21 protein-coding genes are annotated in these 18,634 nt (G+C 71.9%); 11 read left to right on the forward strand and 10 right to left on the reverse strand.

What is annotated here, in order from left to right; all coding sequences use genetic code 11:
- Positions 1-13 precede the first annotated feature (13 nt).
- Positions 14-631, reverse strand: coding sequence for a GTP cyclohydrolase I (gene folE / locus AB0C21_RS04885; RefSeq protein WP_500202731.1), 618 nt, complete (start codon positions 629-631; stop codon positions 14-16).
- A 92-nt stretch (positions 632-723) separates the two neighbouring features.
- Here folE and AB0C21_RS04890 point away from each other — a divergent pair, with 92 nt between their 5' ends.
- The 5 genes from AB0C21_RS04890 to AB0C21_RS04910 all read left to right on the forward strand — a co-directional run bounded on the left by AB0C21_RS04890 (position 724) and on the right by AB0C21_RS04910 (position 3,611).
- Complete coding sequence (locus AB0C21_RS04890) at positions 724-1,440, forward strand: helix-turn-helix transcriptional regulator (RefSeq protein ID WP_500202732.1); 717 nt, start codon at positions 724-726, stop codon at positions 1,438-1,440.
- On the forward strand, positions 1,437-1,670 hold the full coding sequence (locus AB0C21_RS04895; RefSeq protein WP_500202733.1) for a hypothetical protein: 234 nt from the start codon (positions 1,437-1,439) through the stop codon (positions 1,668-1,670). The genes AB0C21_RS04890 and AB0C21_RS04895 overlap by 4 nt, the downstream gene beginning before the upstream one ends.
- Before the next feature lie 117 nt (positions 1,671-1,787).
- The gene (locus tag AB0C21_RS04900) at positions 1,788-2,849 is read left to right on the forward strand and encodes a type III polyketide synthase (RefSeq protein WP_500202734.1); all 1,062 of its coding nucleotides are present in this window, start codon (positions 1,788-1,790) and stop codon (positions 2,847-2,849) included.
- Entirely contained in the window at positions 2,846-3,385 is a 540-nt protein-coding gene (locus AB0C21_RS04905; RefSeq protein WP_500202735.1) for an isoprenylcysteine carboxyl methyltransferase family protein, read from the forward strand. Before AB0C21_RS04900 ends, AB0C21_RS04905 begins: the two co-directional genes overlap by 4 nt.
- A gap of 10 nt (positions 3,386-3,395) precedes the next feature.
- Positions 3,396-3,611: a hypothetical protein gene (locus tag AB0C21_RS04910; protein ID WP_500202736.1), complete on the forward strand. Its 216-nt coding sequence runs from the start codon at positions 3,396-3,398 to the stop codon at positions 3,609-3,611.
- A 75-nt stretch (positions 3,612-3,686) separates the two neighbouring features.
- Here the strand turns inward: AB0C21_RS04910 and AB0C21_RS04915 are convergent, their stop codons facing one another.
- On the reverse strand, positions 3,687-4,409 hold the full coding sequence (locus AB0C21_RS04915; protein ID WP_500202737.1) for an aspartate/glutamate racemase family protein: 723 nt from the start codon (positions 4,407-4,409) through the stop codon (positions 3,687-3,689).
- Positions 4,410-4,521: 112 nt separating this feature from the next.
- On the opposite strand from AB0C21_RS04915, the gene AB0C21_RS04920 reads away from it, so the two are divergent.
- Together AB0C21_RS04920 and AB0C21_RS04925 are read left to right on the forward strand one after the other, a co-directional pair.
- On the forward strand, positions 4,522-5,418 hold the full coding sequence (locus tag AB0C21_RS04920) for a LysR family transcriptional regulator (protein ID WP_500202738.1): 897 nt from the start codon (positions 4,522-4,524) through the stop codon (positions 5,416-5,418).
- A gap of 164 nt (positions 5,419-5,582) precedes the next feature.
- Complete coding sequence (locus AB0C21_RS04925) at positions 5,583-6,125, forward strand: hemerythrin domain-containing protein (protein WP_500202739.1); 543 nt, start codon at positions 5,583-5,585, stop codon at positions 6,123-6,125.
- A 36-nt stretch (positions 6,126-6,161) separates the two neighbouring features.
- On the opposite strand, the gene AB0C21_RS04930 is transcribed toward AB0C21_RS04925, so the two are convergent.
- The 5 genes from AB0C21_RS04930 to AB0C21_RS04950 form a co-directional block, all read right to left on the reverse strand.
- Positions 6,162-7,061 (reverse strand): carbamate kinase, encoded by a 900-nt coding sequence (locus AB0C21_RS04930; RefSeq protein WP_500202740.1) that lies wholly within the window; start codon positions 7,059-7,061, stop codon positions 6,162-6,164.
- A complete protein-coding gene (gene argF, locus AB0C21_RS04935; protein ID WP_500202741.1) occupies positions 7,058-7,996 on the reverse strand; it encodes an ornithine carbamoyltransferase in 939 nt (312 codons plus the stop codon). The genes AB0C21_RS04930 and argF overlap by 4 nt, the downstream gene beginning before the upstream one ends.
- Positions 7,993-9,201: an arginine deiminase gene (locus tag AB0C21_RS04940; protein ID WP_500202742.1), complete on the reverse strand. Its 1,209-nt coding sequence runs from the start codon at positions 9,199-9,201 to the stop codon at positions 7,993-7,995. The genes argF and AB0C21_RS04940 overlap by 4 nt, the downstream gene beginning before the upstream one ends.
- A gap of 26 nt (positions 9,202-9,227) precedes the next feature.
- A complete protein-coding gene (locus tag AB0C21_RS04945) occupies positions 9,228-10,553 on the reverse strand; it encodes an amino acid permease (RefSeq protein ID WP_500202743.1) in 1,326 nt (441 codons plus the stop codon).
- Positions 10,554-10,744: 191 nt separating this feature from the next.
- Positions 10,745-12,184 (reverse strand): serine/threonine-protein kinase, encoded by a 1,440-nt coding sequence (locus AB0C21_RS04950; protein WP_500202744.1) that lies wholly within the window; start codon positions 12,182-12,184, stop codon positions 10,745-10,747.
- A gap of 508 nt (positions 12,185-12,692) precedes the next feature.
- Between AB0C21_RS04950 and AB0C21_RS04955 the strand changes: the two genes are divergently transcribed.
- Positions 12,693-13,259 carry a hypothetical protein gene (locus AB0C21_RS04955; RefSeq protein WP_500202745.1) on the forward strand — a complete coding sequence of 189 codons (567 nt, stop codon included), beginning with the start codon at positions 12,693-12,695 and terminating at the stop codon, positions 13,257-13,259.
- Positions 13,260-13,389: 130 nt separating this feature from the next.
- Here the strand turns inward: AB0C21_RS04955 and AB0C21_RS04960 are convergent, their stop codons facing one another.
- Positions 13,390-13,878: a MarR family winged helix-turn-helix transcriptional regulator gene (locus AB0C21_RS04960; RefSeq protein ID WP_500202746.1), complete on the reverse strand. Its 489-nt coding sequence runs from the start codon at positions 13,876-13,878 to the stop codon at positions 13,390-13,392.
- Between the two features lie 30 nt (positions 13,879-13,908).
- Between AB0C21_RS04960 and AB0C21_RS04965 the strand changes: the two genes are divergently transcribed.
- Positions 13,909-14,982 carry a GNAT family N-acetyltransferase gene (locus AB0C21_RS04965; protein WP_500202747.1) on the forward strand — a complete coding sequence of 358 codons (1,074 nt, stop codon included), beginning with the start codon at positions 13,909-13,911 and terminating at the stop codon, positions 14,980-14,982.
- An 88-nt stretch (positions 14,983-15,070) separates the two neighbouring features.
- Here AB0C21_RS04965 and AB0C21_RS04970 read toward each other — a convergent pair whose 3' ends face one another.
- Together AB0C21_RS04970 and AB0C21_RS04975 are read right to left on the reverse strand one after the other, a co-directional pair.
- Entirely contained in the window at positions 15,071-16,438 is a 1,368-nt protein-coding gene (locus AB0C21_RS04970; RefSeq protein ID WP_500202748.1) for an APC family permease, read from the reverse strand.
- Positions 16,439-16,473: 35 nt separating this feature from the next.
- The gene (locus tag AB0C21_RS04975; RefSeq protein WP_500202749.1) at positions 16,474-17,364 is read right to left on the reverse strand and encodes a carbon-nitrogen hydrolase family protein; all 891 of its coding nucleotides are present in this window, start codon (positions 17,362-17,364) and stop codon (positions 16,474-16,476) included.
- Positions 17,365-17,468: 104 nt separating this feature from the next.
- Between AB0C21_RS04975 and AB0C21_RS04980 the strand changes: the two genes are divergently transcribed.
- On the forward strand, positions 17,469-18,230 hold the full coding sequence (locus AB0C21_RS04980) for a FadR/GntR family transcriptional regulator (RefSeq protein WP_500202750.1): 762 nt from the start codon (positions 17,469-17,471) through the stop codon (positions 18,228-18,230).
- A gap of 90 nt (positions 18,231-18,320) precedes the next feature.
- Positions 18,321-18,620 carry a hypothetical protein gene (locus tag AB0C21_RS04985; RefSeq protein ID WP_500202751.1) on the forward strand — a complete coding sequence of 100 codons (300 nt, stop codon included), beginning with the start codon at positions 18,321-18,323 and terminating at the stop codon, positions 18,618-18,620.
- Positions 18,621-18,634: the final 14 nt, after the last annotated feature.

The raw sequence follows: 18,634 nt of genomic DNA on the forward strand, positions 1-18,634 counted from the left end.
GCGCGCGGGGGCGTCAGGTGGTCGTCGCGGCGAGGAACTCGGCACGGGTGGCCGGGTTCTCGCGGAGGGCGCCGGACAGTGCCGTCGTCCTGGTGACCGTCCCGCCGGCCCGTACGCCCCGCAGGGTCATACAGGTGTGCTCAGCCTCGATGACGACGCCGACCCCGCCGGGGCGCAGCCGCTCGTCCAGCCAGGTGGTGATCTGCCAGGTGAGGCGCTCCTGGACCTGCGGGCGGCGGGCGAACATCTCCACCACGCGGGCGAACTTCGACAGCCCGAGGATCCGGTCGCCCGGCAGGTAGCCGACGTGCGCGGTCCCGGTGAAGGGGAGCAGATGGTGCTCGCAGACCGACTGCACCGGTATCGACCTGACCACGACCAGCTCGTCGTACCCCTCGTGGTTGGGGAAGGTGGTCATCTCGAAGGTGCGCGGCGTGAGCATCTCCCGGTACGCCTGGGCCATCCGCAACGGGCTGTTGCGCGTGCCGGGTTCGTCGCAGGCCACGCCGAGCGCTTCGAGGAACTCCCGTGCCGCGCGTGCCGCCACCTGCAGGCCGACATCCGGGTCCATCGAGATCGGGTCGTGGCCGGCGTCCGGGTGGCCGCTCGGGGAGCTGATGGTCTCGGTCATGAAGGCAGACGATCGGTGCGCATGGATTGGCTCCAGGTCTAACGGATAGTAGAATCAACGTTAGAACTGGAGCGACTGTAACGTCAACACTGATGTCCGTTAGAAGGTGGGCGGTGCCTGGATTCGAGCAGAACGTGGCCGGGATCGGCGCCCTCGCCGAACCGGTGCGCCGGGCGCTCTACCTGTACGTGTGCGCGCAGGCGGCGCCGGTGAGCCGGGACGAGGCCGCCGAGGCGGTGGGCGTGCCGCGCCACCAGGCCAAGTTCCATCTCGACCGGCTCGAGGCCGAAGGGCTCCTCGAAGCCGACTACGCCCGCCTCACCGGCCGGACCGGACCCGGCGCCGGACGCACCTCCAAGCGCTACCGCCGCACGCCGCGCGACATCGCCGTCTCGCTGCCGGACCGGCGGTACGAGCTGGCAGGACGGCTGATGGCCGAGGCGATCACGGAGTCGGCGCGGACCGGCGCACCCGTCCTCGACACTCTCCACCGGGTCGCCGCCGCGCATGGCAGGGCGATCGGAAGCGCGGTCGCAAACGGCTCTCGAACACCGCCTGCCGAGGCTCTCGACACCGCTCTCAGCGCGCTGGCCGAGTACGGCTACGAGCCGCGGCGCGAGGGCGACCGCGCGGTCATGGCCAACTGCCCCTTCCATGCCCTCGCTCGGACGCACACCGAGCTCGTCTGCCACATGAACCATGCCCTCATCAACGGGCTCATCGACGCGGTCGGGGCCCGCGAGTTCGAGGCGAGCCTCGATCCCGGCGAGGACCGCTGCTGTGTGACCCTCACGGCGAGGCCGCGATGACCACCTCTCCGCACGACGCTCACGCCGAAGGGGCCGACGGACGCGACCTGGTCGCCGTCCTGCAGCGCTGGGAGGACTGCGGGGCCGTGTGGCGGGTGCTGGCCCGGGGCTCGTCCGCGGTCACGGTGGCGTTGTGCCAGTGCGACGGCGGCCAGGAGGTCGAGCGGTTCACCTCGGCCGATCCCTCGCTGCTGGCCTTCCTCGCCGGCCGTTCCAGCAGCGAGGAGTGACAGCGGAGGCGTTCGCCTCGCCGCGGGTCTGGTCGGTTCCGACATGGGGGAGATTGATCCGCTGGTACAAGCCGCGCTGGTGGGGAAGGAGCCGGAGGGGTGGCTTAGGGGGGAGCTGTGCGTGTAGGGGCTGTGCGGACCGTCCTGCCGGAACATCACTACGACCAGAGTGAGATCACCGAGGCCGTCGTCAGGGCGACCAGCGCCGATCGGCGGGTGGTGGAGCGCTTCCACACCGCCACCCGGGTGGCGGGCCGGTACCTCGCGCTCCCGATCGACAAGTACGCGAACCTCGACGGTTTCACCACGTCGAACGGCGCCTATGTCGATGCCGCGCTGTCCCTCGGGGAACGGGCCGCCAGGGGCGCGCTGGAGGCGGCCGGGGTCGACGCGTCGCAGGTCGATCAGCTGGTCTTCTGCTCCTCGACCGGAGTCGCCACCCCCTCGCTGGACGCGACCCTGGCACAGCGCCTGGGCCTGCGGCAGGACGTCAAGCGGGTCCCGATCTTCGGCCTGGGATGCGCGGCCGGCGCCGCGGGGCTGTCGCGGCTGTACGACTACCTGCGCGCGTGGCCCGACCAGGTGGCGGTGCTGGTCTGCGTCGAGCTGTGCTCGCTGACGGCGCAGCGCGACGACGACTCGCTGGCCAACCTGGTGGCCAGTGGCCTGTTCGGGGACGGCGCCGCGGCCGCCGTGGCGGTCGGGAACGACCGGGAGGCCGCCGCGAGGGGGCCGGTCCGCTGGGGGCCACGGGTCGTCGCGACCCGCAGCAAGCTCTATCCCGGCACCCAGCGGCTCATGGGATGGGACGTCGGCGAGCACGGCTTCCGGATCGTCCTGGCCGCCGACCTGGTGGACCACGTCGAGGCGACGCTGGCGGACGACGTCGCCGCCTTCCTCGGCGAGCACGGCCTGTCTCCCGACGAGGTGCCCTCGTGGGTCTGCCATCCCGGCGGGCCGAAGGTGATCGAGAAGATCGCCGAGGCCTTCGCCCTCGGGGCCGGCGAACTCGACCTGACCTGGGACTCCCTGCGCAAGCACGGCAACCTGTCCTCGGTCTCGGTGCTCAACGTCCTGCAGGAGACGATCGAACGGCGCCGCCCGCCGGAGGGGGAACCCGGGCTGCTGCTGGCACTCGGACCCGGGTTCTCCGCCGAACTGCTCCTGCTGCGCTGGTGACCTCCGTGACCGGGTTCACGCTGCTCATGGCGCTCGTCGGAGCCGAGCGGATCGCGGAGCTGGTCGTGGCCCGCCGCAACCAGGCCTGGGCCAGGAGCAGGGGCGGCGTCGAGTACGGGCGCGAACTCTACCCGGGGATCGTCGCCGCCCACGTCGGCCTGCTCGGCGGCGCGCTGCTCGAAGTGCGGCTGCTCGACCGCCCCTTCATCCCGCTCCTGGGCTGGTCGATGCTGGGTCTGACCGTCCTGGCCCAGGGACTGCGCTGGTGGTGCATCGCGACCCTCGGCAGGCGCTGGAACACCAGGGTGATCATCGTTCCGCACCTGCCGCTGGTGGACGCGGGCCCCTACCGCCGGCTGCGCCACCCCAACTACGTCGCGGTCGTCGCCGAAGGCATCGCGCTGCCGCTGGTGCACTCCTGCTGGACCACCGCCCTGGTGTTCACCGTCGTGAACCTCGGCCTTCTGAGGTCCCGCATCAGAACCGAGAACACCGCCCTCCAATACGCCGCCGACCCGGACGCTTTCGGGCAGTAGGTTGGCCGGGATGACGCTGCTCGACGGCGTCACGTGCATGAGGTCGCTGAGCCTTCGCGGGACACCGGTCACCGATGCGATCGTTCCGGTGCTCGAGCGGTACGACCTCGACCACCTCGACCTCGTCGACACCGAGGTGACGGCCCCGACGCTGTCCCGGTTCCGCGCGGACCATCCCGGTACCAGAGTGTTTCCGCGCCCCGGCCCTTCCCGCCCGGCTCTCTGACGATCGCCAGGGCCTTGACCACGCGGGTCACCGCCGCCAGGTCTCCGATCTCCGCCGTTCCGCGGCGTCCCGGGCTCATCGGGGGCCGCCGCGCCAGTCGGGCACCGCCCGGTCGCCGACGGCGACGTCATAGGCCGCGCGGGCCAGCAGACGGGTCGAGTCCAGCGTCGGCAGGGCCGAGACGTCGGGCGTGATCAGCAGCGGGATCTCGGTGCAGACGAGGGCGACCGCGTCGCAGCCCCGGTCGGCCAGCCGGTCGATGACGCGGAGGTACTCCCGGCGCGACGCGTCGCTGATCACGCCGTTCACCAGCTCCGCGAAGATGACCTCGTTGACGAGGTCGCGGTCGTCGGCGTCCGGCAGTTCCGCGGCGATCCCGCGGGCGGCGAACGCGCGCGGATACAGCGGGCCGTCCATCGTGTACCTGGTGCCCAGCACGCCGACGCGGGTGCGCCCCTCGGCCGCGGCCTGGTCCGCGACGACCTCGGCGATGTGCAGGCCCGGCAGCGCCAGGTCCGGTCCCGGCGCCTCCAGGGCCATGTGGGCGGTGTTGTCCGGGCAGACGAAGAAGTCGGCGCCGGCCCGGGCGAGCCGCTGCGCGCTGGTGGCCAGGGTGGCCCGGACGGCCGCGTGATCCCCCGCGTCCCAGGCGGGCATGCTGTACCCGAAGGCGATGTAGTCCAGGGTGATGTCGGGATGCTCGTTGCGGCCCGTCCGGCGGAATCCCTCCTCGCAGAAGGTGAGGAAGCACAGCGCGGCCCCTCCCGTGCTGTGGGCGAGGACCCCAAGGTGTTGCACGACGGCTCCGGCTTTCTCCGGTGAATCGGGACGATCTAATTCTTCCCGGAGGAGCACGACCCGCCTACTCTGAGGCATCGATCGATATGGCGCCCATGCCTTGGAGGTATGGATGGATCTGCGCTTGCTGGGCTATGTGGTGGCGATCGCCGAGGAGGGGTCCATCAGCGGAGCCGCCCGCCGGCTGCGGCTGACCCAGCCGAACCTGAGCCGGCAGCTCCGCGAACTGGAACGGCGCCTGGGGGCCGAGCTGTTCGTCCGCGCCGGCCGCGGACTCGTCCCGACCGCCGCCGGGGAGGCGCTGCTCCGGCGGGCCGTGCGCATGCTGGCCGATGCCGAGGCCGCCCTGCACGACGTCCGGCTGGCCGCCGAGGGCAAGACCGGCCGCCTGACGGTGGGGTTCGCCGGATCGGGCATCAACGGCGCGCTGGGGCACGCCCTCGGGCGGCTTCGGGCGGAGCTTCCCGACGTCGACCTGTCCCTGGTGGAGCTGTTCGACGACACCGAGATGTCGGCCGGAATCCTGGACGGAAGCCTCGACGTGGCGGTGCAGCGGCTGCCGGTCCGCGACGCCCGTCTCGCCACACGGGTCTGGGCGCGCGAGCCGCTGACCCTCTTCCTGCCGTCCGGGCACCCTCTCGCCAGGACCGGTGAGCCCGCGCCGGCGTCCGTACTCGGTGAGATCCCCCTGGTGCTGTGGCCGCGCGAATCCGCGCCCCGCGCGCATGACGAGATCACCGCGGTGTGCCACCGCGCCGGGGTCGTGCCGCGCGTCGGCGCGCGGGGCCGGACCGTCCAGACCATCCTCGCGCTGGTCGCCGCCGGCTTCGGTGCGGCCGTGATGGCCGACTCCTATCGCGTGCTGCACCGGGAGGGCGTGACACCGCGGCGGCTCGCGGGCACCGCCACCACCTTGCACCTGGTCTGGCGGGCCGGAGATACCGACCCGCTCCTCGCGCGCTTCATGGCCGTCCTGAACACCGTGAAGGCCGGGCACCGCGCGGAGTGACCCCAGGGTGCGACGGCCGCGCCATGGTCGGGTGTCGGGAAGGCCACCCGGAAGATCCCTGGTACCTGCGGCTTGGGCGAGTCAGAGGGATCTGCGGTGCCGTGGATTCGAGACGATGCCCGGGCGGGACCAATGGCCCTGCCCGGGGCCATGAGGGTCCGCCGATGCTGGGAGGGAGAACGATGTGCCGGCGGTCGACAACCGGCACCGCGGCGGGAGGCGGGCAGCGCGTCATGTGCGAGTACTGCGGATGTCAGGCCATCGAGTCGATCGGGCGGCTGACCGATGAGCACGAACTCGTGGTCGACCTGATCGGCGAGGTGCGCTCCGCCCGCCGAGCCGGCGACCGGGCCCTGATGAGCGCTCTCGCGGGCCGGATCGCCGCGGTCCTCGGTCCGCACACCGCCGTCGAGGAGCAGGGGCTGTTCCCCGCGATGGCCGGCGACTTCCCCGACCACATCGATGCGCTCGTCCACGAGCACCGCCTCGTCGAGGCGGCGCTCTCCGAGGCGGCCCAAGCGGTGGAGCCGGGCGGGGAGGACCGGCTGCTGGACGCCCTGCACGTCCTGCGGCAGCACATCCTCACGGAACAGGACGGCGTCTTCCCCGCCGCGCTGGCGAACCTCGCCACCGCGCAGTGGGAGGCGATCGAAGAGATCCGGGACCGGGTCGGTTCGGCGCTTCCCGGGCGGCCGAGCGCGGCCTGACCGCCGAACGCCACGCCGCTGGCGCGACCCTGGGGCTCATGGCGCCTCGACCCTGGTGCCCGCCTCACCGGCGAGCAGGGCGGGCGCGTCGGTGAGCGAGCCGATGACCGCCACGGCGCCGGGACGCTGCTCGGCGAACCGGCAGGCCGCTTCAGCCTTCGGCCCCATGGAGCCGCTCGGGAGGTCCATCGCGCGGAGCCGGGACGGCGTGATGAGTCCGACCGGACGGGCGTCCGCGGTGCCGTAGCCGGAGATCACCGCGGGGACGTCGGTGAGCAGCATCAGCGTGTCCGCCTTCAGGTGCGCGGCGAGGAGCGCGGCCGTGAGGTCCTTGTCGACCACTGCCTCGACCCCGTGGTGGTCCGGGTCGACCGGGACGCCCCCACCGCCGGCCGCGACCACCACGCATCCGTCGTCGACGAGCCGCCGCATGGCCGCGAGTTCCACGATGCCGCGCGGTTCGGGGGACGGGACGACCCTCCGCCACATGCGGCCGTCCGGGCGCATCGCCCAGCCCCTGGCGTCCCGCAGCCGCCGCGCCTCGGCCGGCGGGTAGCCGCGGCCGATGAACTTGGTCGGATCGCGGAAGGCGGGGTCGGCCGGGTCGACCAGGGTCTCGGTCAGCAGGGCGACGACCTCCCGGTGGGGGAGGACGCGGCGGAGCTCGCGGATCAGCCAGTAGCCGATCATGCCCTGGGTCGCGGCGCCGAGGGCGTCGAGCGGGTAGGGCGCGGCGAGCTCGGGGTCGGCGGCGCTCTCGATCGCCAGCAGCCCCACCTGCGGGCCGTTCCCGTGCGTCACGATCAGGTCGTTGCCGTCCGCGAGGGCCGCGAGGCCGCGGACGGCCTCGCGGACATGCGCGATCTGGACGGCGGCGTCCAGGGGCTCCCCGCGCCGCAGCAGCGCGTTGCCGCCGAGTGCGGCGACGATCCTCATCGCCGTCCCTCCAACTGGTCGGTCAGGAGGGCGTGGAGGACGGCCTGGGTGGCCGGGAGCCGGTTGGCGGCCTGCCTGAAGGCCAGCGACCGTCCGCCGTCGATGACGGCCGCGGCGACCTCCTCGCCGCGATGGGCGGGAAGGCAGTGCATGAACACGGCGTCCTCACCGGCGCCGTTCATGAGCTCCTGGTCGACCTGGTACGCGGCGAACACGGAGCGGCGGCGCGCGCGTTCGTCCTCGGAATCCCCCATGGACAGCCAGACGTCGGTGTAGACGACGCTTGCGCCACTGACGGCCGCGGCGGGGTCATGCGTCACCGCGATGCCTCCGCCGCGCCGTTCGGCTTCGGCCCTGGCGGACGCGAGAGCCTCCTCTTGGGGCAGGTAGCCGTCCGGGGCCGCGATGGCCATCTCCATGCCGGCGACCGCCGCGGCCTCCATCAGGCTGCGGGCGACGTTGTTGCCGCCGTCGCCGACGTAGGCGACGCGGTGGCCGCGCAGCTCGCCGAAGTGCTCCTTGACGGTCAGCAGGTCGGCGACGGCCTGCAGCGGATGGTGCCCGTCGGTCAGCGCGTTGACCACCGGGATCGGCGCGGCGGCCGCCAGCTCCTCGACGTCGGCGTCGGCGAAGGTGCGGATGACGATCGCGGCGGCGTAGGAGCCCATGACCCGGGCGGTGTCGGCGATGGTCTCGCCGCGCCGCAGCTGCAGCTCGTCCGGTCCGACGGTGACGGGCGCGCCGCCGAGCCGCGCGACCGCCGCCGCGGTGGACAGGCGGGTCCGGGTGGACGGCTTGGCGAAGTACATCGGCACGATGCGGCCGGCCAGCAGGTCGTGAGCCGCGCCCGGTTCGTCCTGGAACCCGGTGGCCAGCTTCAGCAGCAGGGCCAGGTCGTCGGCGCTGAGGTCGGCGGTGCGGAGCAGGTCTTTCATGGGGTCACCTCGTCGCGGAGCAGGGGGCAGGACATGCAGCGGGGGCCGCCCCGGCCGCGGCCGAGTTCGCTGCCGGGGATGGTGACGACCTCGATGCCGTGGTGGCGGAGCATCGTGTTGGTGGTGACGTTGCGCTCGTAGGCGACGACGACGCCCGGTTCGAGGGCCAGGACGTTGTCGCCGTCGTCCCACTGCTCGCGCTCGGCGGCGCGGACGTCCTGCTCGGCGGTCAGGACGCGGACGCGGGGCAGGTCGAGGGCGCGGGCGATCGCGGGGAACAGCGCCTCGTTCTCGTGCACGAGGACCTCGGTGGCCCGTCCGGGCGTGAGCGTGTAGGACCGCAGCGGCGGCAGCCCGCGGTAGACGGTGAAGGCGTCCCGGTCGACCATGGTCATGACGGTGTCGAGGTGCATGAACGCCCGCCGCCGGGGCAGCTGGGCGGCGATGACGCGGTGCGCCGCGCCCGCGGCGAACAGCCGCTGGGCGAGCAGCTCGATGGCCTGCGGCGTCGTCCGCTCGCTCATGCCGACCAGGACCAGGCCCTTGCCGAGGACGTGGATGTCGCCGCCTTCGAGCGAGGGGAGGGCGAAGCCGGCGCCCGGATACCAGACCGGCGGGTGCTGCTCGGCGAACATCGGGTGGTACCGGTAGATCGCGTCGAGATGGAGGGTCTCGCGGCGGCGGGCGGGCTTGGCCATCGGATGCAGGGTGACACCGCCGTACACCCAGGCCGACGGGTCGCGGGTGAACAGGTGGTTGGGCAGCGGCGGCAGGACGAAGTCGCCGTCGTCGAGCGAGGCCAGCAGCAGGCTGTGGACGGCCAGGCCCGTCTCCGCCTTCGTCAGCCCGCCGATGAGGTGCCGGGCGAGGGAGTCGGGGTCGAGGCCGTCCAGCGCGGCCCTGACGGGACCGGCCAGCGTCGGCCCGAGCACGGTCTCGGACGCGGTGTGGTCCAGCACGTGCGCCCGCGCCTGGTCGTTCTTGAGGGTCTCGGCCAGCAGTTCGGTGAGGTAGAGCACCTGGACGCCGCGCTCGCGGAGGGTGTCGGCGAACACGTCGTGCTCCTGCCGGGCGCGCTTGGCCCACAGGACCTCGTCGAAGAGCAGGTCGTCCTTGTTGGCCGGGGTGAGCCGGAGCAGTTCCAGGTCGGGGCGGTGCAGCAGCACCTGCCGCAGCCGCCCGACCTCGGAGGAAACGGTGAACACGGAGATCTTTCCTTTCGAGCGGCGGTTCAGGCGGCCTTGGCGGGCGGTTCGGGGCGGCTCGCAACGGCCTCGAGCGGGGTGCGGGCGTCGCGGTACTTCAGCCACGCGTAGACGGGGAATCCGGCGAAGACCAGCAGCGTGCCCTTGAAGACGACCTCCTGGCCGGCGCCGGAGATCGCCCACACCGAGTAGCCGAACGCGAGCAGCGCGATCACCGCGTCGCGGGCGAGCCGGCGTCCGGAGAACGCGGCGTGGTCGGTGGCGAGCAGCACCAGCTCGGCGGCCGCCGCGTAGGCGTAGGGGATGACGGTGGTGAGGGTGGCGAGCAGGATCACGAACGTGAACTGGTCGACGAGGCTCGCGTTGTAGTTCATCGCCATCAGCGCCGTCACCAGCACGCTGGAGATCACCAGCCCGGCGACCGGGGTGCCGCCGCGCGTGGTGCGGGCGAAGACCCGGGGGAACAGGCCGTCGCGTGCGGCGGCGAACGGCACCTGGCCCTGCAGCAGGATCCAGCCGTTCAGCGCCCCGAACGCGCTGATCGCGGCGCCCGCCGCGACGAGGTCGGCGGCCCATCCGCCGAACGCGGCGTCGGCGGCGTCGGCGAACGGCGCGGTCGAGGTCGCCAGCGCGGCGGCGGGCACCAGGCCGAGGACGGCGACGGTGCCGAGGATGTAGATCAGCGCGGTGACGGCCGTGCCGGCGATGGTGGCCCTCGGGATGGTCTTCTCCGGGTTCTCCACGTCCTCGGCCGGAACGGTGGCCGACTCCAGGCCGATGAACGCCCACAGCGTCAGCGCCGCCGCGGCCGTCACCGCACCGAACGCGCCTTCGCCGCTGGCGTTGAACGGCCCGAAGTTGGCGGACTTGATGAAGAACAGCCCGCCGACCGCGATCAGCAGCAGCGGCGCCAGCTTCAGCACGGTCGTCACGACCTGGACCGCGCCGCCCTGCCGCACGCCGTAGGCGTTCACGGCGGTCAGGAGCCAGATCACCGCGATCCCCACCGCGGCCGCCAGGACCCTGTCGGTGGCCAGCGCGTGCCAGAAGTGGGCCAGGTAGCCGACGAACGCCACCGCGATCGCCGCGTTCCCCGCCCAGACGGCGATCCAGTAGCCCCAGGCCGTCTGGAATCCGACGAAGTCGCCGAAGGCCCGCCGCGCGTAGGCGTAAGGCCCGCCCGTCCGCGGGTAGGCGCGGGCCAGGCGGGCGAACACCAGCGCCAGCAGCACGGCGCCCGCGCTGGTGAACACCCAGGCGATCAGGCTGATGGGGCCGTACTCGGCCAGCGAGCTGGGCAGCAGGAAGACGCCCGAGCCGATCATGTTGCCCACGACGAGTGCGGTGGCCATCCAGAAACCCAGTCTTCGGCGGGGGGATTGCGTGCCCATGAGCGTCTCCTCGATCAGCGGCCTGCGTGCCGCGACACTCAGTCGATCACCGGCGTCCCGCCCGGTCGCCGGTCGTCGGTCCCGCAAAACCCCGGACCAAGGTCCCGCCCCGTGAAGACGTTCGTCCGGCGGTCACCGCACCGCGCTGGTGTTCAGTCCCGGGTCGCGAGCGCGAGAGAAACGATGCTCAGGCCGATGACCAGCAGTGTCAGGAGCACCGCGAGGTACCACCCGAATCCCACGGAGACCTTGGTATGACTGATCACCATCTGGGCCACCGGTGGAGGCAGCGCCTTCGCGTTCGGGATCGCCGGCTTCCTGATCTGAGGCAGGACGGCCGCGGCGGCCAGCATCACCAGGCCGACCAGCGCCGGCGCCGCCGCGGTCGCCGCGAGCCGGCCCTTGGAGCGGACGCCGCCGAGCACGCCGAGCACGGCTGCCGCCGCCGCACACAGCAGCGTCACCCAGCCCCCGGCCGAACCGAGTCCGGTGGAGGTGGTCGGCGGGATGTGGGGGAGACCTGCCCCGGAGACGGTCACCGTCTGCCAGGGCAGCAGCACCGCGGCCATCAACAGTGCCGCTGCGCCCGCGATGACGAACCCGAGCAAACGGCCTATGTGCCTGCTCGGGCGTGACACGTATGGCGCCGGTGGCTGCCAGGGAGCCTGACGTCCTGGATGGCCCTGTGGCGGTGGTGCGACATTGGGCGCTGGTCCGGGAACCGGCCCGGGCGGGCCCTGCTGAACGACCGGCGCGGGGGCGGACACGGCTTGGTGGGACGCGAGCGCGTCCAGCATCTGCAGCGCCTGGTCAAGGCTCATCCGTTCGGCCGCGTTCTTGCGCATGAGGCCGTGGAGAACGGGTGCGAGGGGACCGGCGTTGGGAGCGGGGGCCGGTTCTTCGGTCGCGACGGCGACGAAGACGGCTCCGGGGCTGGTACCTGAAAAGGGCGGACGGCCTTCCACCGCGGTGTGCAATGTCGCCCCCAGCGACCACAGGTCCGACTCCGGGCCAGCGGGCAGGCCGCGGACCTGCTCGGGGGACATGTACGCAGGGGTCCCTAGGAGCGCGCCCGAGCGTGTCAGGGTCGCGTCGCCCTCGACGGCGGCGATGCCGAAGTCGGTCAGGACGACCCGGTCACCCTCCAGCAGCACGTTGGCGGGCTTGATGTCGCGATGGACGATGCCCGCCCGGTGGGCCGCGCGCAACGCGTCCAGTACCCGTACGCCGAGCGCGGCGGCACGGCCGGGGGAAAGCGGTCCCTGTTCGGCGAGCACATCGGCCAAGGACGGACCGGGCACCAGTTCCATGATGATCCACGGTTGGCCGTCGTCGGTGGTGACCAGGTCGTGCACGGTGACGATGCCGGGGTGCCGGAGCCGGGCCGCCGCACGCGCCTCCCGATCGAGCCGGGCCGTCCACGCGCGGCGCTGCTCGGCGTCCAGGCCCTCGGGCAGCCGCAGCTCCTTGACCGCGACCTGGCGGCCGAGCCGCTCGTCGTACGCGCGCCAGACCGTGCCCATACCGCCGCGTCCCAGCGGATCCATGAGCCGGTACCGACCCAGCAGCATTCGCCCGAGGTCCTCAGCCACGGCAGGACCGTAGCCCAACCACCGCACGCCCTGTCAAACAAACACTTGTGTATGACTAGGCGACGTCCGGGTGACGAGGCCCTCCGAACCGCCGGTCGGTGATGTGTCGCGCGGGAGGAGCCCTTCGCCGCTTAGGCAGCGATCCGAGATGTGTGGTGAACGGCAAGCCGCTGCTCCGCACCCTTTCCGCGGTTCCTCCCGCGCATTACTTATAAGACCGCCTTGGCCGATGCACGGCCCAGGGCCGAAAGTCCCTCATTGCGGCTCGCCTCCACCTGACGGACGCCACTGGACGCGGATGGGCGCGTGGAGCCGGGGCTTCGGAGGACGCGACTGGGGGCCCGTCCCAGAGGTCGGCCATCCCGCTGCGTGCCTTCTGATCTCCGTGGTCATTGTGGGACGAAGGTCCCTTAAAGGGTGGGGCGAATGCACCTATGGGGGGTGGTTGGGGGGGCGTTGAATGATCAGTGACAGGAGTTCGGGGTTCGATGGAAGGGTGGGGACGACAATGGCTGTCTCCGAGCACAGGATCAGCGGGCGCCGGGCTCTGGTGAGTCTGAAGGTGGTGGCGGCCAGGCCGATCACCGAGTCGCCGGCCGCGCGGTACGTGTGGGCGGTCGCGCGGATCGCGCTGGGGTGGGTGTTCCTCTGGGCGTTCCTGGACAAGGCCTTCGGGCTGGGGCACGAGACCCCGGCGGGCAAGGGGTGGATCGATGGCGGCAGCCCCACCGAGGGGTTCCTGGCCCACGCCCCCAAGGGCCCGTTGGCCGGGTTCTACAACGATCTGGCCGGGCTGGCCTGGGCCGACTGGCTGTTCATGCTGGGGCTGGCGGGGATCGGCGCGGCGCTGGTGCTGGGGATCGGGATGCGCGTCGCGGCCGGTGCCGGGGCGCTGCTGCTGGTCATGATGTGGGCGGCGGTCCTGCCTCCGGAGAACAACCCGTTCATGGACGACCACCTGGTCTACGCTCTGCTGGCGGTCGGTCTGGCCCTGGTCAGCGCCGGCGACACCCTGGGCCTGGGCCGCTGGTGGGCCAACACCCCACTGGTCCGCCGCCTCCCCTTCCTCAAGTAGCCACACCAAGACGAAGAGGGGCGCTCACCACGGTGAGCGCCTCTCTTCGCGTTTGCCCGTGAAGGCGACGCCACAGCAGCCAAACCAGACCGACCCCACGAAGGCGGGACAGCACGCGACAGCGGCGGTGTCAGGTCTGGGGTGGCCGGGATGCCTCGTCTGAGGCCTCCACCTTCCTGGCGATGTGCTCCAGGGCGGTCAGGTCTTCGGGTGCGAGGCGGTCGATGAAGTGGTGGCGCACCGATCGCAGGTGCGCGGGCGCGGCGTCCACCAGAGTGTCCAGGCCGTGTTCGGTGAGGACGAGGAGGCAGCCCCTCCCGTCGTCCGGGTCGGGCGCGCGCCGGATGAGGCCGCGCGCCTCCATGCGGGTGGCGTGCCGGGAGAGGCGGCTGCGCGACCAGCCCATCTTCGCGGCCTGCTCGTGCAGGGTGCCGGCGTGGTCCGGCCGTTCCGACAGCGTGCTGAGCACCTCGTAGTCGGCTTCGGAGAGGCCGACCTGGGAGAGGTCGCGCGCGGTGCCGGTCTGGACGGCGATCATCGTGCGGCGAAAGGCCCGCCACGCCCGTTCCTCGTCCGGGGTCAGCCAGCGCACCGACCCGTCCGACGGTTTCTTTGACATGTAAACAACCTATCGTCTAGATTCATTTACATGTCAACGAAACAGATGCGCGTCCTCGTGCTGGTGTGCAGCACCCGTCCCGGCGCCCTCGGCCCCGCGGTGGGGGCATGGCTGACCGAGACGATCTCTCCCCGTGCCGCCGAACTCGGCGCCGAGCTGGTGCCGGTGGCCCTCGCCGACCTCGGCCTCCCGTTCCTCGACGAGGAGGAGCATCCGTCGTCGGGCGTGTACCGGAACGAGCACACGCGAAGGTGGAGCGCGATCGTGGACGCGGCGGACGGCGTCATCGTCGTGACGCCGGAGTACAACTACGGGATGCCGGCGTCCCTGAAGAACGCGCTGGACTACCTCTCCCGCGAGTGGGCGTGGAAGCCGGTCGGTTTCGTCAGCTACGGCAACACCTCGGCGGGCACGAGGTCCGTGCAGCACGCCAAGCAGGTGGTGACCACGCTGCGCCTGGTGCCGCTCGGGGCCACGGTCGCGCTCCGCATCGCCGACGCCGTGCAAGACGGGGAAGTGCGGCCCGCTCCCGCCGCGGGCGAGGCCGCGATCGATGTCCTCGACGAGCTGGTCCGGGTCGCGCACGCGCTCCGGCCGATGCGCGAGCAGGCGCGGCCCGAGTCGGTGGCAGGGCCCGAACCGGGGTCCTACCTGCGGCGGTTGACGCCGGACGACGCCCCCGAGGTGACCGTCCTGCAGCGGTGCTGCTGGGTGGACGAGGCCCTCGCCAACGACCCCGGCACCGTCCCGGCGCTGCACGAGTCCGTGGAGCAGGTGCGTGACTGGCTCGCCGACTGGGACGCGGTCGGACTGTGGCGGGACGGCCGGCTCCTCGGCATGGTGCGGACCCGCCGCGTCGACGCCGAGTGGCACGTGGGACGGCTCGGCGTCGCCCCCGACCTGCGGGGGCGCGGCCTGGGACGCTGGCTGCTCCGTAAGGCGGAGACCGTCGCCGACCCCGCCTGCCGCCGCATCGTGCTGTCCACGGGAGCGGGCAGCCGGAACAACATCGCGCTCTACCGGAGCGAGGGATACGACCCGGCCCCGCTCCCCGGCGAGGACGGCACCATCCGCCTCACCAAGGAGCCCGTCCGCACCGGCTGAGCGGTGACCCCTGGGAAGGCTCCTTTGGGGGTGCCCAGCCGGGCGGCTGCGTGCCGACGTGCCTCCTCGGAGGTTCGGCGTTCCGGGCCTACTCGGCGGGCAGCGGCTCGGTGGGCCGCTTCTCCTCGGTGAACTCCAACTCCGGGGGCGCGAGACGGAAGAACCTCGTCAGGTACGCCAGGTAGGCGACGCCGAGTGCGAGCCAGATCAGACCGAGGATCTGGGCCCGTCCATCAAGGTGGAACAGCAGCCACAGGTCCACCAGCGCGCCGACCGCGGGGACCAGGACGTCCGTCAGGACTCGGCCGCCCGCGCCGGAGCGGCGGTCGCGGACGAACATCGCGATGACGCTCAGGTTCACGAACGTGAAGGCCATGAAGGCGCCGAAGTTGATGAACGACGTCGAGGTGGCGACGCTCAGCCGGAGCGCGATGAGGCCGACCGCGCCCGTGAGCAGGATGTTGAAGGCGGGCGTTCGGAAACGCGGGTGGACGTAGCCGAACAGCCGGCGCGGCAGGACCGAGTCGCGGCCCATCGCGAACAGCAGGCGGGACGTGCTGGCCTGCGCCGCGATCCCGGAGGCGAACTGCGCCACGACCAGCCCCGCGAGGAAGACCGAGGAGAACAGGTCACCGCCGATGGTCGCGGCGATCTCGAACGCCGCCGAGCTGGAGTCCTGGAACGCGCTGCCCGGATGGGCCAGCTGCGTGGTGAACGCGACCGTGACGAAGATGGCGCCGCCTATCAGCGCGGTCAGGAGGATCGCGCGCGGCATCGTGCGTTTGGGATCGACGGTCTCCTCGGTGAGGGTGGTGACCGCGTCGAAGCCGAGGAAGGAGTACGCCGCGATGGCCGCACCGCCCGAGATCCCGGAGAACGTCGTCCCGCCGTGGAAGAACGGTGTGCCCGAGGCCAGCGCCGAGGCGCCGCCGACGTGGACGACGTGGCGCAGTGACAGCAGCACGAAGATCGCAATGACCAGGATCTGGAACACCATGAGCAGGTCGTTGGCGCGCTCCGCGGTCTTGATCCCCAGCAGGTTCAGCACCGTGGTCACGGCGATGTAGGCGAGGATCCACGTCCAGCCCGGCACGCCGGGGAACCTGGCATGCAGGTACGCCCCGCCGATCAGCCAGATGACCATCGGCAGGAAGAAGTAGTCCAGGAGCGTGGCCCAGCCGACGAGGAACCCCACGCGGGGCTCGATCGCGCGCCGCACGTAGGTATACGCCGAGCCGGCCACCGGGTACGTCGTCGCCATCCGCCCGTAGCTGTAGGCGGTGAAGAGCATCGCGACGAGCGCGAGCAGGTACGCCGTCGGCACCACGCCGTTCGTGGTGGTCGCCACCACCCCGAACGTGCCGAGGACGATCAGCGGTGTCATGTAAGCCAGGCCGAACAGGACGACCGATCTCAGGGTCAGGCTGCGCTTGAGCGTACGGGGGTGGGTGTCCATGGGACGGCTCCGTGAGGTGGTGCGGAGGGACGGGCTCAGTCGGTCTCGGACGGGGGGAGGCCGGCCGGGCGCCACCGCCGAGGGTCGATGCGGCCCTCGTACAGCGGCAGTTCGATGGAGACGTCGGCGTCGGTGAACTGATCCCACATGCGGTTCAGTCCGGCCGTGCCGGCTGTACGGACGCGGGTGGCCTCGTCCAGGTCCAGCAGGTCGGTGAGGACGGCGGGGGCGTCGCCGGGGGCCTCGGCGCGTACGGCGCCCTCCGGGTCGACCACCAGGGAGTGGCCGGTGCCGGTGGGGCCGGCGGTGTTCACGCTCGCGACGAAGACCTGGTTGGCGATGGCCGCGGCGCGTACGAGGACCAGCTCCTGCGCCCGGTCCTTCGTCGTGGTCATCACCGGGTTGACGATCAGCTCGGCGCCCATCCAGGCCAGGTGCCGGGCGACCTCGGGAAACCAGATGTCGTAGCAGATCGCGAAGCCCACCCGGCCCACGCCGTCGAGGTCGAAGACGACGAACCGGTCACCGGGGTCGTACGGCTCATAGGGCCTCCAGGGGAAGATCTTCCGGTACGACGCGGCGAGTCGGCCGTCGGGAGAGAAGGCGAGCGCGGTGTTGAACAGCTCGCCGTTCTCGCCGCGTTCGGGGACGCTGCCCGGCAGCAGCCAGATCCCGAGTTCGCGCGCCAGCTCGGCGAGCTCCGCCACCCGCGGCCCGTCCAGCGGCTCGGCGGCGTCCCGCACCTGCCGCCGTACGTCCCCGCGCGCGACGTCCACACCGCACAGGTGCAGCTCCGGGTAAACCAAGGCGCGCGTTCGCCGGAACCGGGCGACGAGGTCACGGGCCTCGGCGGCGTAGTCGGCGAGAGGCGCCGTGAGCGGGTGCGGCGGCACTTGCGCGAGCGTGATGGGCAGGGGTCGGGCCACGGTCATCCGCCTCTCTGGGGACTGGGAAAGAAAATAGAGCAAAATGAGCAGTTATCCAAGACCGGCCGACCGGGAATCTTCGGCGGGATGGCTAGAGTGAGGCCATGCCCGTCCCCCCTGCCGCGTCCGAGCCGGGCGACCGTGCGACCACCGAAAGGCTTCGCGCGCCGGCGCTGAGCGGCATCCGGCGGCTCTCGGCGCTGGAGACGGTACGGGCCCGGATCGCGCTCGCGGTCGAACTCGGGCTGCTGGCTCCCGGCGAGCGGCTTCCCCCAAGTGACCAGATCGCCCGGGCCCTCGACGTCGCGGAGATCACCGTGCGGCGGGCGCTCGTCTCCCTCTGCGAGGACGGGCTGCTCGAACGGCGGCGCGGCCGGAACGGCGGCACCCTCGTCGCCGAGCACCCCAGGCGGCAGGCCGTCGCGGCCATGAACGCCTACCGGTCCGCCGCCGTCGACGTGCACCGGCTGATCGACCACCGCCTGACCCTCGAATGCGGCATCGCCTACCTCGCCTCCAGGGACGCCGACGCCGCGGCGGTCGCGGCCCTCGACGACCTCGTCGCGGACATGGACCGGGCCCCGAACTGGGCGGAGTTCCACGGTTGCGACGAGCGGTTCCACCTCGCCGTCGCCGCCGCGACCGGCGCCCCGTCGGCCGTCGAACCGTACGGCGCGGTGCTGCGCGAGCTGTACCACTACTACCTGCCGTACCCGCTCGAGACGCTGCGGCGATCCAACGAGGAGCACCGGGCCCTGGTCTTGGCGATTCGCCGGCGCGACGCGGCCGCGGCGGCAGGCATAGCCCACGATCATGTCGTGCAGCTCCACCGGACGATGTTCGTCGGCCTGTCGAGCGACGCCTGAGCGTCCGGCTCCTCACTCCGGGTGCGCACACCTGCGTAGAGTGGTCGCAAGGGGTGTGGCCACACCCTTGCAGCGAGAGGTGCCGGCCCCATGAGGCTCGAACTCACGAACTACGAAGCCCTGCACGGCTGGGGCGTCGTCAACAACAGTGCCGACTGGCATGCTCAGCGCAACCGCAAGCCTCCCGCGGCCGAACAGGCCGTCGGGGACATCCTCTTCACGGCTTACGACTGCCGGACCAACACCACGATCACGGTGGACCTCAGCGACGACGAGCGCGCGAGCCTCGCCGAGTTGGTCAGCGAACACATCGCGGAATGGGTGAAGCGCGGCCAGGAGAACGCCGCGACACCTCACCTGCGCTCGCTGGTCGCGAAGCTGGGCGGCTGACATCCCTACACCGG

This window comes from Spirillospora sp. NPDC049024, from assembly GCF_040649235.1.
Taxonomy (GTDB): Bacteria; Actinomycetota; Actinomycetes; order Streptosporangiales; family Streptosporangiaceae; genus Spirillospora.

Coding starts and splice junctions, on each gene's coding strand:
- folE (WP_500202731.1), bottom strand. CDS start 631: ATGACCGAGACCATCAGCTCCCCGAGCGGCCACCCGGACGCCGGCCAC.
- AB0C21_RS04890 (WP_500202732.1), top strand. CDS start 724: ATGTCCGTTAGAAGGTGGGCGGTGCCTGGATTCGAGCAGAACGTGGCC.
- AB0C21_RS04895 (WP_500202733.1), top strand. CDS start 1,437: ATGACCACCTCTCCGCACGACGCTCACGCCGAAGGGGCCGACGGACGC.
- AB0C21_RS04910 (WP_500202736.1), top strand. CDS start 3,396: ATGACGCTGCTCGACGGCGTCACGTGCATGAGGTCGCTGAGCCTTCGC.
- AB0C21_RS04920 (WP_500202738.1), top strand. CDS start 4,522: ATGGATCTGCGCTTGCTGGGCTATGTGGTGGCGATCGCCGAGGAGGGG.
- AB0C21_RS04925 (WP_500202739.1), top strand. CDS start 5,583: ATGCTGGGAGGGAGAACGATGTGCCGGCGGTCGACAACCGGCACCGCG.
- AB0C21_RS04930 (WP_500202740.1), bottom strand. CDS start 7,061: ATGAGGATCGTCGCCGCACTCGGCGGCAACGCGCTGCTGCGGCGCGGG.
- argF (WP_500202741.1), bottom strand. CDS start 7,996: ATGAAAGACCTGCTCCGCACCGCCGACCTCAGCGCCGACGACCTGGCC.
- AB0C21_RS04945 (WP_500202743.1), bottom strand. CDS start 10,553: ATGGCCACCGCACTCGTCGTGGGCAACATGATCGGCTCGGGCGTCTTC.
- AB0C21_RS04955 (WP_500202745.1), top strand. CDS start 12,693: ATGGCTGTCTCCGAGCACAGGATCAGCGGGCGCCGGGCTCTGGTGAGT.
- AB0C21_RS04960 (WP_500202746.1), bottom strand. CDS start 13,878: ATGTCAAAGAAACCGTCGGACGGGTCGGTGCGCTGGCTGACCCCGGAC.
- AB0C21_RS04965 (WP_500202747.1), top strand. CDS start 13,909: ATGTCAACGAAACAGATGCGCGTCCTCGTGCTGGTGTGCAGCACCCGT.
- AB0C21_RS04970 (WP_500202748.1), bottom strand. CDS start 16,438: ATGGACACCCACCCCCGTACGCTCAAGCGCAGCCTGACCCTGAGATCG.
- AB0C21_RS04980 (WP_500202750.1), top strand. CDS start 17,469: ATGCCCGTCCCCCCTGCCGCGTCCGAGCCGGGCGACCGTGCGACCACC.
- AB0C21_RS04985 (WP_500202751.1), top strand. CDS start 18,321: ATGAGGCTCGAACTCACGAACTACGAAGCCCTGCACGGCTGGGGCGTC.